At 74.7% G+C, this 14,619-nt stretch carries 16 protein-coding genes; 9 read left to right on the top strand and 7 right to left on the bottom strand.

The annotated features are described in order from the left end of the window. Positions 1-58: 58 nt before the first annotated feature. The 6 genes from WJX68_RS20760 (at position 59) to WJX68_RS20735 (ending at position 5,312) form a co-directional block, all read left to right on the top strand. Positions 59-589, top strand: coding sequence for an SCP2 sterol-binding domain-containing protein (locus tag WJX68_RS20760; protein ID WP_340293601.1), 531 nt, complete (start codon positions 59-61; stop codon positions 587-589). Beyond that, positions 586-1,830, top strand: coding sequence for an acyl-CoA dehydrogenase family protein (locus WJX68_RS20755; RefSeq protein WP_340293737.1), 1,245 nt, complete (start codon positions 586-588; stop codon positions 1,828-1,830). The genes WJX68_RS20760 and WJX68_RS20755 overlap by 4 nt, the downstream gene beginning before the upstream one ends. Before the next feature lie 129 nt (positions 1,831-1,959). After that, positions 1,960-2,964 carry an esterase/lipase family protein gene (locus WJX68_RS20750; RefSeq protein WP_340293599.1) on the top strand — a complete coding sequence of 335 codons (1,005 nt, stop codon included), beginning with the start codon at positions 1,960-1,962 and terminating at the stop codon, positions 2,962-2,964. 96 nt (positions 2,965-3,060) lie between these two features. Then, on the top strand, positions 3,061-3,927 hold the full coding sequence (folP, locus tag WJX68_RS20745; protein WP_340293596.1) for a dihydropteroate synthase: 867 nt from the start codon (positions 3,061-3,063) through the stop codon (positions 3,925-3,927). Beyond that, entirely contained in the window at positions 3,924-4,688 is a 765-nt protein-coding gene (locus WJX68_RS20740; RefSeq protein WP_340293593.1) for a dihydrofolate reductase family protein, read from the top strand. Before folP ends, WJX68_RS20740 begins: the two co-directional genes overlap by 4 nt. A gap of 63 nt (positions 4,689-4,751) precedes the next feature. Continuing rightward, positions 4,752-5,312, top strand: coding sequence for a GNAT family N-acetyltransferase (locus tag WJX68_RS20735; protein ID WP_340293590.1), 561 nt, complete (start codon positions 4,752-4,754; stop codon positions 5,310-5,312). Positions 5,313-5,426: 114 nt separating this feature from the next. Here the strand turns inward: WJX68_RS20735 and WJX68_RS20730 are convergent, their stop codons facing one another. Then, positions 5,427-5,879: a hypothetical protein gene (locus WJX68_RS20730; protein WP_340293587.1), complete on the bottom strand. Its 453-nt coding sequence runs from the start codon at positions 5,877-5,879 to the stop codon at positions 5,427-5,429. A 233-nt stretch (positions 5,880-6,112) separates the two neighbouring features. On the opposite strand from WJX68_RS20730, the gene WJX68_RS20725 reads away from it, so the two are divergent. Next, positions 6,113-7,264 carry an alpha/beta hydrolase family protein gene (locus WJX68_RS20725; protein ID WP_340293584.1) on the top strand — a complete coding sequence of 384 codons (1,152 nt, stop codon included), beginning with the start codon at positions 6,113-6,115 and terminating at the stop codon, positions 7,262-7,264. Between the two features lies 1 nt (position 7,265). Here the strand turns inward: WJX68_RS20725 and WJX68_RS20720 are convergent, their stop codons facing one another. Continuing rightward, a complete protein-coding gene (locus WJX68_RS20720) occupies positions 7,266-7,673 on the bottom strand; it encodes a hypothetical protein (protein WP_340293582.1) in 408 nt (135 codons plus the stop codon). A gap of 43 nt (positions 7,674-7,716) precedes the next feature. On the opposite strand from WJX68_RS20720, the gene WJX68_RS20715 reads away from it, so the two are divergent. Next, the gene (locus tag WJX68_RS20715; protein WP_340293580.1) at positions 7,717-8,262 is read left to right on the top strand and encodes a peptidylprolyl isomerase; all 546 of its coding nucleotides are present in this window, start codon (positions 7,717-7,719) and stop codon (positions 8,260-8,262) included. A 37-nt stretch (positions 8,263-8,299) separates the two neighbouring features. Further along, positions 8,300-9,205: a rhomboid family intramembrane serine protease gene (locus tag WJX68_RS20710; RefSeq protein WP_340293577.1), complete on the top strand. Its 906-nt coding sequence runs from the start codon at positions 8,300-8,302 to the stop codon at positions 9,203-9,205. Here the strand turns inward: WJX68_RS20710 and WJX68_RS20705 are convergent. The 5 genes from WJX68_RS20705 to WJX68_RS25265 form a co-directional block, all read right to left on the bottom strand. Next, positions 9,199-9,663, bottom strand: coding sequence for a PH domain-containing protein (locus WJX68_RS20705; protein ID WP_340293575.1), 465 nt, complete (start codon positions 9,661-9,663; stop codon positions 9,199-9,201). The two genes, WJX68_RS20710 and WJX68_RS20705, sit on opposite strands and share 7 nt — an antisense overlap. A gap of 83 nt (positions 9,664-9,746) precedes the next feature. Continuing rightward, entirely contained in the window at positions 9,747-10,007 is a 261-nt protein-coding gene (gene crgA / locus WJX68_RS20700) for a cell division protein CrgA (protein ID WP_340293573.1), read from the bottom strand. A gap of 228 nt (positions 10,008-10,235) precedes the next feature. After that, entirely contained in the window at positions 10,236-10,871 is a 636-nt protein-coding gene (locus tag WJX68_RS20695; protein ID WP_340293571.1) for an aminodeoxychorismate/anthranilate synthase component II, read from the bottom strand. Positions 10,872-10,891: 20 nt separating this feature from the next. Beyond that, positions 10,892-12,862, bottom strand: coding sequence for a Stk1 family PASTA domain-containing Ser/Thr kinase (gene pknB / locus WJX68_RS20690; RefSeq protein ID WP_340293569.1), 1,971 nt, complete (start codon positions 12,860-12,862; stop codon positions 10,892-10,894). Between the two features lie 103 nt (positions 12,863-12,965). Further along, positions 12,966-14,597 carry a serine/threonine-protein kinase gene (locus tag WJX68_RS25265; RefSeq protein WP_422785746.1) on the bottom strand — a complete coding sequence of 544 codons (1,632 nt, stop codon included), beginning with the start codon at positions 14,595-14,597 and terminating at the stop codon, positions 12,966-12,968. Positions 14,598-14,619: the final 22 nt, after the last annotated feature.

Genomic DNA, 14,619 nt, shown 5'->3' with positions numbered 1-14,619 from the left:
TCCTGATCGGTACCGCGAGTACCGGACACTTGAGACCAACCCACGGCGAGGTGGAGCGATGGCCGGCACGGTCGACATCAACGAGCTGGGTCGCAGCGTCGACCCCAAGTCCCTGTCCGACGAGCAGCTGCTCGCGACCCTGGGCACCGCGCTGCGCGACGGGGACCCGGCCGACGTCGACCCGTCGCTGTTCGCCCGCCTGGTGAAGAGCGCGTCCAAGCAGCAGCTCGCGACGGTCATGTCCTCCGACGTCCGCCGGCCCGTGCTGGAGGCGATCTTCGGGCGGATGAGCGAGTTCTACTCCTCGAAGGGGGCGAGCTCGAACCGCCAGGTCGTGCACTGGCACATCAAGGACGGCTCGACCGTCGACAGCTTCCAGACCGTGATGCAGAACGGCAGCTGCACGGTCACCCACGGCACCGACGAGGACGCCCGCACCGCGCTCACGATGCCGGGCACCGAGTTCCTCAAGGTCGCCACCAACAACGCCAACCCGGTGACCCTGTTCATGACGCGCAAGCTCAAGGTCTCCGGCGACGTCGGCTTCGCGACCGCCCTGCAGAAGATGTTCCAGATCCCGTCCGCCTGACGAGAAACGCGACCGACCAGCGGAGAGCTGAGATTACTTCCTTCGAACTGTCCGAGGAGCACCGCGAGCTGCAGGAGTGGGTGCACGGCTTCGCCGCCGACGTCGTGCGCCCGGCCGCGGCCGAGTGGGACGAGCGCGAGGAGACCCCGTGGCCGATCCTGCAGGAGGCCGCGAAGATCGAGCTCTACAACTTCGAGACCCTCGCCTCCTTCTGGGGTGACGAGACCGGCCTGTCCATGCCGCTGGTCAACGAGGAGCTCTTCTGGGGCGACGGCGGCATCGGCATGGCGATCTTCGGGACCACCCTCGCCGTCGCCGGCATCTTCGCCTCGGGCACGCCCGAGCAGATGGTCGAGTTCATCCCCCAGTGCTACGGCGACGCCTCCGAGCCGCAGGTCGGTGCCTTCTGCAGCTCCGAGCCCGAGGCCGGCTCGGACGTCTCGGCGATGCGCACCCGCGCCGTCTACGACGAGGCGAAGGACGAGTGGACCCTCACCGGCCAGAAGGCGTGGGCCACCAACGGCGGGATCGCGAACATCCACGTCGTACAGGCCGTCGTCGACCCGGAGCTGGGCGGAAAGGGGCAGGCGGCGTTCGTCGTCCCGCCGGGCACCCCGGGCCTGGAGTCCACCCGCAAGATCAAGAAGATGGGGCTGCGGGCCTCGCACACCGCCGACGTCTTCCTCGACGACGTGAAGCTCCCCGGCTCCTGCCTGCTCGGCGGCAAGGAGAAGCTCGACGAGCGCCTGGCGCGCGCCCGCTCCGGCCAGCGGTCGACGGGCTCCGCGGCGATGCAGACCTTCGAGCTGTCCCGCCCGACCGTCGGCTCGCAGGCCATCGGCATCGCCCGCGCCGCCTACGAGTACGCGCTGGAGTACGCCAAGGACCGGGTCGCGTTCGGCCGCCCGATCATCGAGAACCAGTCGATCTCGTTCACCCTCGCCGACATGAAGACCGAGATCGACGCCGCCCGGCTGCTCGTGCACCGGGCCGCGTGGATGGGCCGCAACGGCGTCCCGTTCACCGCGGGCGAGGGGTCGATGTCGAAGCTGAAGGCCGGCCGCGTCGCGGTGTGGTCGACCGAGCGCGCCATCCAGATCCTCGGCGGGGCCGGCTACTCGCGCGAGCACCCGGTGGAGCGCATGCACCGGGACGCGAAGATCTACGACATCTTCGAGGGCACCGAGCAGATCCAGCAGCTCGTCATCGCCCGCGCGATCTCCGGCCTGCACCTGGCCTGAGGTCCCGGACCACGGCGGACGGCCGGTCCCCCACGGGACCGGCCGTTCTCGTCCGTCCGACGGCAACGCGTCACCGCAGGTCGGTCCGCTCGTTCACCGTTGCAGAAGATCGACGATCACGGGGGAGACATGCCGCGGACGACGAGGTCCACCCTGCTCGCGCTGGCCGCCGCCGCGGCCTGCCTGGTCGGCGTCGCGGGGGTGGCGACGGCCTCCCCGTCCCGCGACGACGGCACCGGCCCGGCGCTCACGGCGCCCGGCCTCGACGAGAGCCTCACCTGCTCCGGCGACCTCGCCGACGGCTCCGCGGGCGAGCCCGTCCTGCTCGTGCCGGGCACCACGCTGAACCCGGACGTCAACTTCGACTGGAACTACGCCCGCGCCTTCACCGGCGAGGGCCGGCCCTGGTGCCGGGTCCGGCTGCCCGCGCACGCCACCGGCGACGTCCAGGTCGCGGCCGAGCACGTCGTGCACGCCATCCGCACGATGCACGACGAGGCCGGCGGCCGGATCTCGGTCCTCGGGTTCAGCCAGGGCGGGATGGTCCCGCGCTGGGCGCTGAAGTACTGGCCGGACACCCGCGGCATGGTCACCGACGTGATCGGGATCGACCCGTCCAACTACGGGACGATCGACGCCTACCCGGTGTGCGGCCCCGGCTGCGTCCCGGCGTTCTGGCAGCAGCGGACCGGGGCGGGCTTCCTGCGGGCCCTCAACGACGGGCCGGACACCTTCGCCGGCATCGACTACACCGTCGTCTACACGGTCACCGACGAGGTCGTGGTCCCGAACCTGCCGCCCGCGGCGAGCTCGGAGCTGCGCCGCGACGGGGCGGGCCGGCTCGCGAACGTGCCGGTGCAGGCGATCTGCCCGGTGCACGTCGCGGAACACCTGAGCATGGGCACGACCGACCCGGTCGGGTACGCCGTCGTCGCCGACGCGCTGGACCACGACGGCCCGGCCGACGCCCGCCGGATCGACCGCGCCGTGTGCCTGCGCGACGTCATGCCCGCCGTCGACCGGGCGCAGCTGCCGGCGAACGAGGCGCGGCTGCTGGCCCAGGTCGCGACCAGCGTCGCCACCGAGCCGCGGGTGCCGGCGGAGCCCCCGCTGCGGGAGTACGCACGCGGCTGACCCGTTCACCCGGGGTGGGCGCGGCGCCGCCCGCCCGGGGAGGATGGAGATCCGAACGGGTCCTGCAGCGGGCCCGTCGTGCAGTGAGGAGACCGCGTGCCGAGCGTGACGTTCCGTGGACGCACCTGGAACCGGGACCGGGCGATGGTCATGGCGATCGTGAACCGGACCCCCGACTCGTTCTACGACCACGGCGTCACCTTCGCCGAGCAGGCCGCCCGGGACCGGATCGCGGCGGTGGTCGCCGAGGGCGCCGACGTCATCGACATCGGCGGCGTCCCGGCCAGCCCCGGCACCGAGGTGTCCGAGCAGGAGGAGATCGACCGCGTCGTCCCGACCGTGGAGTGGGCGCGCCGGGAGTTCCCGGACGTCGCGATCTCGGTCGACACCTTCCGCGCCGGGCCCGCCGACGCCGTCTGCGCGGCCGGCGCGGACCTGGTCAACGACAACTGGGCCGCCGCCGACGAGGGCATCCTCGAGGTCGCCGCCCGCTACGGCGCCGGCTACGTCAGTGCGCACACCGACCACGTCACCCCGCGCACCGAGCCGCACCGGCCCCGCTACGCCGACGTGGTGCGCAGCGTCGTCGACCAGACGGTGGCGCTGGCCGAGAAGGCCGTCGCCGCGGGGGTGCCCGCCGAGGGCGTCCTGATCGACCCGGCCATCGACTTCTCCAAGAACACCCTGCACAGCCTGGCCGTGCTGCGCGACATCGACGCGATGGTCGCGACCGGCTGGCCGGTGCTGCTGGCGATGTCGAACAAGACCGTCGTCGGGGAGTCCCTCGCGGTGCCGCTGGAGGAGCGGCTGACCGGCACGCTGGCGGCGACGGCGCTGGCCGCCGACCGCGGCGTCGCGATGGTGCGGGCGCACCAGGCCCGCGCGACCCGGGAGACCTGCGAGATGGTCGCCACCGTCCGTGGCGAGCGGAACCCGTCGCGTGCGGTGAGACTGCTCGCGTGAGCGTGATCCACCAGATCTTCCCGGCCGCCGACGCGGGCCCGCTGTCCACCGAGCAGCTCGAACGGCTCTACGCCTACCCGGACGACCGCACCCGGGTCTGCGTGAACTTCGTGTCCAGCGCCGACGGTGCGGTGGAGGTCGAGGGCCGCTCGGCCGGGCTCTCGACGCCGCCCGACCGGGCGGTGCTGGACCTGGGGACCGACCTGGCCGACGTCGTGCTCGTCGCCGCGGGGACGGCCACCGCCGAGGGCTTCACCGGGGTGAAGCACACCGACCGGATGGACGACCGGCGCCGCCGGTTCGGGCTGTCGGCGCTGCCGTCGACGGCGGTGGTCACCTCCTCGGGGAAGTCGCTGGACCCCTCGGCGCCCGTGCTGACCGACACCCTGGTCCCGACGCTCGTGCTCACCTGCGAGTCGGTGCCCGCCGACCTGCGCGGCCGCTGGACCGACGCCGGCGCCGAGGTCGTCCTGACCGGTGACGGGTCCGTCGACCTGGCCGTCGCGATCGCCGCGCTCACCGAACGGGGCCTGCGCCGGATCAACTGCATGGGCGGGCCCGCGCTGTTCGGGAGCCTGGCCGAGGCCGGCCTCGTCGACGAGTTCCGGCTGACCCTGGCCCCGTTCCTCGTGTCCGGGGAGGCGGGCCGGATCGCCCGCGGCGCCGGGATGGACCCGGCCCGCCTGGAGCTGGTCAGCGTCGTCACCGGTGACGACACCCTGCTGATGCGCTACCGGGTGCGCGCGGCGCCGTCGGTCTGACGCGCCGCCACGGAGGGGGGAGGGCCCGATCACGCACGGCGACGCCTGGGGCAGGATGGTGGCGTGGCACGGCCCTCGAACATGCTGGCGGACGGCGTCGTCGTCCTCAGCCCGCTCGACTGGGACGACGTGCAGGCCCAGCTGGCCGGTGAGGACGCCGAGATCGTCCGCTGGCTCGGCGGTGCGCCGGCGACCCCGGCGACGGCCCGGGCGCACGTGCGGCGGGCGATCGAACGCTGGGCCGACGACGGGCCCAAACTGAGCTTCGGCATCCGTGTCGACGGCGGCTCCGTGCTGGCCGGGACGATCGACGTCGACCTGGACCCGGGCGACGCCCGGGCCGGGTTGTCCTACGGCGTGTACCCCGCCTTCCGGCGGCGCGGGCTCGCGACCCGGGCGGTGCGGCTGGCCTCGCGCTACCTGGGGGAGCGGGGCGACGTGCGGTGGATCTCGATCGACGTCGATCCGCAGAACACCGCGTCGGTCGGGGTCGCGCGGCGTTCGGGGTTCCGGTTCCTGCGCCACGTCGTCGACGACGAGGGGTCGTTCGACCGCTACGAGCTGGTGGTGCGGGCACCGGTGGTGCCGGCGCCGCCACCGGAACCGCGGCACGGGCGGCCCTGAGCGCGACGGCGGCGCACCGGACGCAGCAGGCCCGACACGGCACGGCCGCCCGCCCGCGGCCCGGGAGGGGCGGCGGACGGACGGCCGGGGGAGCGCCGGTCGGGGGCCCGGCGCTCAGAACGAGACGGTCGGCGCCTCGAGGTACATGACGTCCGGGATCTCCAGCGTCGGCAGCTGGTCGCCGACGGAGCGGTCGGTGAGGGCGTCGGTGGGGAGCGCGTCGGTCGGCAGGGCGTCGGTGGGGAGCGCGTCGGTGGGGAGCGCGTCCGTCGGCAGGGCGTCGGTGGAGAGCGCGTCGGAGGACAGGGCGTCGGGGGACACCGCGTCGCCGGCCGGCAGCTCGGGCAGACCCGCGAGCTGCATCTGCGGCGACTGCAGGTCGCCGAAGGAGGACGTGCCCTCCCCGCCCGCGGACGGCAGGGCGTCGGTGAGGGCCGAGGTGTCGGCGGCGTCCAGGGGCTCGGGCAGCTCGGCGGCCGAGGCGTGGCCGACGACGCCGGCGCCGAGCGCGGCGACACCGGCGCCGGCGAGCGACACCCGGAGGGCAGTACGGGCGAGCGGGTTCATGCGCGCGTCCTTCCGATGGGGGTTGGGGAGCTGAGGGCCACCGGGGTGACCCTCGCCGGAGGACAACGAGATCCACTGTGCTCGGTTGCGCTCCGCACCCGTCGCACGCCGATCTTCACCCGTACGAGTGGCAACCCGAGAGGGGGCTCGCACGTGCACCGCGGAGATCGTCACGCTGTGCTGCCGATGGGCACCGGTCGCGGCGCCCGGTGCGGGCGGAGCAGGATGAGCGCGTGCGCGCGCCGAGCCCGTCCGTCCGACGCTCCGTCCGCCGGGCGGCCCCCGCCGCGGGGATGCTGGCCGGTGCCCTCGGGGGCGCCGGCGGGGCCGCCGCCGTCGGCTGGCACTACTCCACCGTCCTGCTGCACCCCGCCGCGCACCCCGGGCTGCCGGAGCGCGTGCTGCGGGCCGGTGGCGGCACCGTCGAGCTGGCCCGTACCCGGCTCGCGTCGCAGCCGGGGGTGTGGGGGCTGCGCGGTCCGGCCGGGCTCGCCGTCGTCGGGCCGGTCCTGGAACGGGGACGGCGCACCGTCGTGCGGGAGCTGCGCGGGGGCCCGGTGCCCACGACCGGCCCCGCGGTGCTCGACGCCGGCCCGTACGACCCGGACCCGTCCGCCCGCGGGCTCGCCTTCGACGACGTCGAGGTCCCCACCGACCTCGGGCCCGCCCCGGCGTGGCGGATCCCCGGCGCCGACACCGAGACCTGGGCGCTGTGCGTGCACGGGCGCGGCGGGACCCGCCGCGAGGCGCTGCGGATGCTGCCCGCACTGCACGCGGCGGGCCCGACCCTGCTGGTCGTGAGCTACCGCGGGGACGGGACGGCGCCGCCGTCGCCGGACGGGCGGTCGCACCTGGGTGACACCGAGTGGCGCGACGTCGACGCCGCCGCGGCCTACGCCCTGGTCCACGGGGCGCGCCGGCTGCTGCTCGTCGGGTGGTCGATGGGGGCCGCGGTCGGCGGTGCGTTCCTCGACCGCTCCCCGCACGCCGGGCTCGTCGACGGTGTCGTCTGGGACGCACCGCTGCTCGACTGGCGCCGCACGCTGCGCCGGCAGGCGCGCAACCGCGGGCTGCCGCCGTCGCTGGCGGGGGTGGCGGCCCGGTTCACCGAGCGGCGGATCGGGATCGACCTGGACCGCTTCGACCTGGTCCGCCGCCCGCCCGCGGTGCGGCCGCCGACGCTGCTGCTGCACAGCGACGCCGACACCGCCGTCCCGGTCGCGCTCAGCCGCGACCTCGCCGCGGCGGCGCCGGGGCACCGCTGGCCGGTGACCTACCGGGAGTTCACCGGGACCGAGCACACCGGGAGCTGGAACGCCGACCCCGACGGCTACGAGGCCGCCGTCACCGGTTTCCTGACGACGCTGCGGCCCGGGGACCGCTGACTCAGCGCCCGGTGGAGGTCTGCCCGCGGCCCTGCCCGACGGGCTTGCCGTGGATCTGGTCGTCGCTGGGCGGGACGGTCGACACCGGGGTGCCCGGGTCCACCGCCCGGTCGCGGCGCAGCACGGTGGCCCAGGCCCAGGCGGCGAGGCCGCTCAGCAGCAGCACCGCGAGGATCCACGGTGCGCGGCGGACCGCCACCGGGGACGGCTCGATGGCCTCGGCCAGCGCCTGCCGCGCGTCGTGCACCGAGCCGGCGACGGCGTCGGACAGATCGGACAGTCGCGCGGAGACCCCGCCGGTGACCGCCCCGACGGCGGCCCCGCCGGCGATCCGTCCCGCGTCGGCCAGGGTGTGCACGGCCTCGGCGGCGTCCCTGCGGGCACGGGCCCGCGTGGCTTCGGCACTCATGTTCCGGACCTGCTTCCCACGGATGCGGCTGCTTACTGGCACGATGGTAGCCGTGACGGAACCAGGAAACGCCAAGACGACGGCCGTCCTGCACACCTCCGAGGGCGACGTCCGCGTCGAGCTGTTCGGCGACCACGCGCCGAAGACGGTCGCGAACTTCGTCGGCCTCGCGGAGGGCAGCAAGGACTACACGGGGCCGAACGCGAGCGGCGGCGACTCCGGGCCGTTCTACGACGGTTCGATCTTCCACCGTGTGATCAGCGGCTTCATGATCCAGGGCGGCGACCCGACCGGTACCGGTCGCGGTGGCCCGGGCTACCAGTTCGGCGACGAGTTCCACCCGGAGCTCAAGTTCGACCGGCCCTACCTGCTCGCGATGGCGAACGCCGGCCCCGGGACCAACGGGTCGCAGTTCTTCATCACGGTGGGCCCCACCCCGCACCTGAACCGGCGCCACACCATCTTCGGTGAGGTCGCCGACGCCGAGTCGCGGGCCGTCGTGGACGCCATCGCCAACACGACCACCGGGCAGGCCGACCGGCCGCTGACCGACGTGGTCATCGAGAAGATCGAGATCGAGCGGGCCTGAGCCCGCTGTTCTCCGACCGGCGGGTGGACGGGCCGTGGTGAGCGAACGACCCGACGGCGGCGGACCGCCGTGGACGGGGCGGCCCGCCGCGGGCGGGCCCGACCCGGACTGCGTCCGCCATCCCGGGCGCCCGACCGCGCTCGCCTGCACGCGCTGCGACCGGCCGGCCTGCCCGGAGTGCCTGCGCCCGGCCTCGGTCGGGCAGCACTGCGTCGACTGCCTGGCGCAGGCGGCGGCCTCCGCACCGCGCCGGCGCACCGTCGCCGGGGCGAGCGCGGCGGGTCGGCCGGTGGCCGTTCCCGCGCTGATCGTCGTGAACGTGGCGGTCTACGCGCTGACCGCGCTGACCGCGGGCAGCCTCATGCAGAACTACGCCTCGGCGCTGTTCGACGAGGGCGCCCTCGTCCCGGCGCTGGTGGCCGGCGGGGAGATCTGGCGGATCGTCTCCTCCGGCTTCCTGCACATCGGGCCCCTGCACCTGGCGTTCAACATGTTCGCCCTGTGGATCATCGGCCGTGAGGTCGAGACGGTGCTCGGGCGCGCCCGGTTCCTCGCCGTGTACGGCGTGTCCATGCTCGGCGGCGCAGCGCTGGTCATGCTGTTCAGCAACCCCGCCGGGGCCACCGCCGGCGCCTCCGGGGCCGTGTTCGGCCTGATGGGTGCGCTGTTCGTGCTGCTGCGGCGGCTGAAGCTGCCCACCGGGCAGGTCGTCACGGTGATCGCCATCAACGCCGTGCTCAGCCTCAGCATCCAGGGCATCTCCTGGCAGGGACACCTGGGCGGGCTGCTCTTCGGGGCCGCGGCGACCGCGGCCCTGGTGCACCTGGGTGCGGGCTCGCCGAGCCGCCGCCGCACGCAGGCCCTCGCCGTGGCCGGGCTCGCGGTGCTGGCGCTGGTGCTGATCGGCGTGCGGGCCGCGGGGCTGCTCGCGGCCGGCTACTGATCCGGCCGGCCGTGTCCCGGGCCGTTCCCGGGGTGGTGGTCCGGGCGCAGCACCGCCAGGTCGTCGGCGACGTCGACCGGATCCGCGCCGAGCTCCGCCCGCCCCAGGACGACGAGCCGCTCGGCGTCGTCGACGTCGCGCAGCTCCAGCTCCAGCAGCACCGACTCGCGGCCCAGCCGGCGCGTCCGCAGCAGCCGTACCTCGTCGACGCGGGACCAGGGCACGTGCCGGGTCCAGGTCAGCCGGCGCACCGTGATGCCCTCAGGACCGGCCTCCAGGCGCGGCCGGGCCCGGGTCCCCGACGCCGCCGCGAGCCCCAGACCCACGGCGGCGACGCCCGCGACGAGCGCCCCGGCCGGGTCCGCCCCGGACACGAGCAGCGCCACGACCCACGCGGTCGCGGCGGCCGCGAGCACCCACAGCGCGACGACGGCGCCCACCGGCGTCGACCACCGCATTCGATCACCGTACGTGGTCATGTGAAGTTGTCCACAGCGTTCATCCACAGCGTGGACAACTCACACCCGTGTGTTTCTGCTGGTCAACGCCACCGCATGGTCATCAGGAGGCCGATCACGATGAGTGAGAACCCGATGATGAAGTTCCAGTTCTCCAGCGCGGCCATGAACGGGATCGACGGGCCCGCGAGGTAGTTGACGACCAGCCAGGCCAGGCCGAGCACCCACATCGCGACCATGACGGCGATGTAGGCGGGGTGCGTGGGGCCGGCGACCTTCTGCGGGGTGCGGCTGACCGGGGGCGGGGTGTAGGCCGCCTTCTTGCGGACCTTCGACTTCGGCATCTGTGCGGACCTCATCGCCTGTCGGAGTCGGACACGGGGGTCCGGCCGGTGCGCCGGCCGGGGGCGGGACCTGCGACGGGGCGCCCGCGCCGCGGGGCGCGGCGACCCGGACGGATCCGCCACCACGGTAGCGCGACCGCCCGGCCGGGCGGGTCACACCGCCGACACGGGCGGGACACGTCACCGACCCGGGGCTCCCGGGACGCGCGGGGGCCGGGTCCGGACCGCTCAGACGCCGGCGACGAGCCCGGCCATCTCCTCGGTCAGCCGCGTCACCAGTTCGGCGGGCACCTCGTAGCCGGCCTCGCCCAGCCAGTTCGCCAGCATCCGGTGCCCGCCCTCGGTGAGCACCGACTCCGGGTGGAACTGCACGCCCTGGATCGGCAGCTCCCGGTGCCGGACGGCCATGATCAGGCCCGTCTCGGTGTGCCCGGTCGCCTGCAGCTCGGACGGCAGCCCGCTCGGGGCGATCGTCAGCGAGTGGTAGCGGGTGGCGGTGAACGGCGACGGGAGCCCGGCGAGGACGCCGGTGTCGTCGTGGAACACCTGGGAGGTCTTGCCGTGCAGCAGCTCGGGCGCGCGCTCGACCACACCACCCCAGGCGGTCGCGAGCGCCTGGTGCCCCAGGCAGACACCCAGCAGCGGCGTGCCGCGATCGGCGGCCCGGCGGATCACCTCGACGCTGCGGCCGGCCCGCTCCGGGGTCCCCGGGCCGGGGCTGACCAGGACGGCGCCGACCTCGTCGAGCTCGTCGAGCTCGACCTCGTCGTTGCGGCGCACGACCGGGTCGGCCCCGAGCTGGGCCAGGTACTGGACCAGGTTGTAGACGAAGCTGTCGTAGTTGTCGACGACGAGGACGCGCACGGTCCCTCCCTGCAATATCGTCAGTTGAACGGGAAGCCGCTGCTGCCGCTGTCCCCGTCGCCGCCGCCACCACCGCCGCCGGAGGAGCTGCCGACGGTGAGCGTGACGGTCTGGCCGCTGGACGCGTCGGACCCGCCCGACGGGCTCTGCTGCAGCACGATGCCGTTCTGCGAGGAGTCCGACACGTCGACCTGCCGGATGCTCGGGGACAGGCCGGCCTCCTGCAGCGTGCTGATCGCACTGTCGACGCGCTGACCCACCACGTTGGGCACCTGGTTCTGGTTGCCGCGGCTGATCTGGATCGTGATGGTCTGGTCCGCGGCCACCCGGGTGCCGGCCGACGGGTTCGTCCCGACGGCCTGCCCGGCCTGGCCGCTGCTGTCGACCTCGGTCGTGGTGATCGAGGTGAAGCCCCGGCCCTGCAGGGTGGCGCGCGCCGCGTCGGCCGACTGGCCGGACACGTCGGGCACCTGGATCGTCGTCGGCTGGCGGCCGACGACCAGCGACACCGGGGTGTTCCCGGCGACCTGCTGGCCCGGGCCCGGGTCGGAGGTGACGACCTTGCCGACCTGCGCGGAGTTCGTGGTGTCGCGCTCGGTGCGCCCGCCGACCTGCAGCCCGGCCTCGCGCAGCTTGGCCTCGGCCTCCTCGGGGCTGAGCCCCTCGACGCTCGGGACCGTCACCTGGGCGGGACCGCTGCCGACGTAGACGGTCACCCGGCTGTTCTCGGCGACCTGGTTGCCGCCGCCGGGGTCGGTCCGCACGACCTTGCCGACCTGCGCGACGTCGGAGGGCTCGTTCTGCTGGGAGAACAGCAGGCCGACGTCGGTGATGCGCTGGCGGGCCTGGTCCGGCGTCTGGCCGAGCACGTCGGGCACCGACACCTGGTCGGGGGAGGACGAGGTGAACACCTGGAAGCCGACGAAGCCGAGCAGCCCGACGACGGCGACGGCGAGGACCCACAGCAGCGCCTTGCGGCCCTTCCCGCGGCCGTCCCCGTCGTCGTACTCCGGGTGGGTGGGGGGCATGACGTGCCGGCCGGTGGGCGGGCCGCCCGCGTCGAGCCGGCGCGTCGCCATCGCCTGGGTGGCGCCGTCGTGCGCCATCATGTGGGTGCGCTCGTGCTCGCTCATCACCAGCGGCGCGTGCACGGGCTCGCCGTTGCGCACCCGCACCAGGTCCGCGCGCATCTCCGCGGCCGACTGGTAGCGGTTGGCCGGGTTCTTGCTGAGCGCCTTGAGCACCACCGCGTCGAGCGCGGGGGGCACCGACGGGTTCAGCTCCGACGGGGCGCGCGGGTCCTCCCGCACGTGCTGGTAGGCCACCGCGACCGGGGTGTCGCCGGTGAACGGCGGCTCGCCGGTGAGCAGCTCGAACAGCACGCAGCCTGCGGCGTAGACGTCGGACCGGGCGTCCACCGCCTCGCCGCGGGCCTGCTCGGGGGACAGGTACTGCGCGGTGCCGATCACGGCCGCGGTCTGGGTGACGTTCTGGCCCTCGCCCAGCGCGCGGGCGATGCCGAAGTCCATGACCTTGACCGCGCCGACACCGTTGATCATCACGTTCGCGGGCTTGACGTCGCGGTGGATGATGTTGTGCCGGTGCGAGAAGTCGAGCGCGGCGCAGACGTCGGCCATGACCTCGACGACGCGCTGCTGGCTCATCGGGCCGGTGGTCTTGACGATCTCGCGCAGCGTCTGCCCGTCGACGAACTCCATGACGATGTAGGGCAGCGGGCCGAACTCGGACTGGACCTCGCCGGTGTCGTACACCGCGACGATCGCCGGGTGGTTCAGCGACGCCGAGTTCTGCGCCTCGCGGCGGAACCGCAGCTGGAACTGCGGGTCGCGGGCCAGGTCGGCGCGCAGCACCTTGACCGCCACGTCCCGGCCGAGCCGGGTGTCGAGGCCGCGGTGGACCTCGGACATGCCGCCGTAGCCGAGCGGGTCGCCCAGCTCGTAGCGCTCGGAGAGCAGTCGTGGTGTCGTCATCGGTTCTGGTTCCCGGGGTCGAAGGCGTACTCATCATGCCGGTCGGCGGAGGCGGCCGGTCCCGGACGGGCGGTGTGTGCGCCGGAGCGCCGCTCCGATGGGATCACCGGGTCATCACCGGGCCATCACCGCGCACCTCCGGTCGATCTTCGGCAGGGGGAGCGACGAGCGGCGCCGTGGCCGCCACCTCCTGCGCGGGCCCGGCGGCCGGTCCGGCCGCGGTGCTCACGGTACCGGGCGGGGCACCCATCGACCCGGGCCGCATCGCGTCCGGCGAGGTCCCGCCGAGGATCAGCACCGCCAGCACCACCGCGGCGACGGTCAGCAGCACGAACAGCACCGCCAGCCACGCCTTCGCCCGCCCGGACCGCTTCGGCGTCAGGTCGAGCGGCCCGGACGGGTGCTGCTCGGGCATCCGGTCGGCGGAGGCGTTGCGGCGCACGGGGGGACGCAGCGGGACGGGCCGCTGCGGGCCCGGCGTACCCGGCCCGGGGACGCCCGGCGGGCGGCCGTGCGCACCCGTCGGCGGACCGGTGTGCGGGCCCGGCGGCGGGCGCAGCGACGCACCGTGGGCCGGCGACCCCGGCGGGACGGCGACCGGTCCCGAGCGCGGGGGCGTGCCCCCCGGCGTCCACGGGCCCGACTGCCGTGCGGGCCCCTCGCCGGTCCGCGGGCCGGTGACCGGGCGGGACACCCCGTCCGGGCGGGAACGGTCCGACCCGGGCCGTCGCGGCCCGGTGAAGGGGTCACCCGTGCGCGGACCGCGGTCCTCGCGCGGCTCGTCGTCGGCCCCGCCGCGGTGGGTGTGCCGGGCCGGCTGGTCGGCGGTCCCCGCCGCACCGCCCCGCAGGTCGGGGGCGTACCCGCCGGGGGCGGGGATGCCGGCCGGCGGCGGGCGGTGCCCGCGCCGCACCGCGGCGACCGCCTCGGCGAACTCGGCGCCGTCGGCGTAGCGCTGCTCGGGGTCCTTGACCAGCACGGAGGAGATGAGCTCGCGGACCCGCTCGGGGATGCCGTCGGGCAGCGGCGGCGGCTCGTCGCGCACCTGCATCATCGCGACGGCGACGGCGCTCTCGGCCCGGAACGGGCGCACGCCGGCCAGGCACTCGTAGCCGACGACGCCGAGGGAGTACACGTCCCCGGACGGCCCGGCCTCCTCGCCGGAGGCCTGCTCCGGCGCGATGTAGTGCGCGGTGCCCATGACCATGCCGGACCGGGTCACCGGGACGGCGTCGGCGGCCTTGGCGATGCCGAAGTCGGTCAGCTTCACGACGCCGTCGGTGCGCAGCAGGATGTTGCCGGGCTTCACGTCGCGGTGCACGAACCCGCGCTCGTGCGCGGCGAACAGCGCGCGCCCGGCCTGCTCGAGGATGTCGAGCGACTCCTCGACGGGGATGGGTCCGCGCCCGATCCGCGACGACAGCGGCTCGCCGCGGACCAGCTCCATCACCAGGTACGCCGTCCGGCCACCGCCGGACGGGCCGTCGTCCTCGCCGTAGTCGTGCACGGCGGCGATCCCGGCGTGGTCCAGCGAGGCGACGGTGCGCGCCTCGATGCGGAAGCGGTGCAGGAACTCGGGGTCGTCGGACAGGTCGGCCTTGAGCACCTTCACCGCGACGCTGCGGCCCAGGCGGGTGTCGGAGGCCTCCCAGACCTCGCCCATCCCGCCGACCGCGATCCGCCGGTCCAGCTGGTAGCGCTCGGAGATCAGCTGGCCGGCCGCGAGGGCGCTCACGGTCCCGCCGGGGACCTGCGCC

The organism is Pseudonocardia spirodelae (assembly GCF_037727765.1).
GTDB classification, from domain to species: Bacteria; Actinomycetota; Actinomycetes; order Mycobacteriales; family Pseudonocardiaceae; genus Pseudonocardia; species Pseudonocardia spirodelae.
This window is presented reverse-complemented; position numbering and strand designations above follow the sequence as displayed.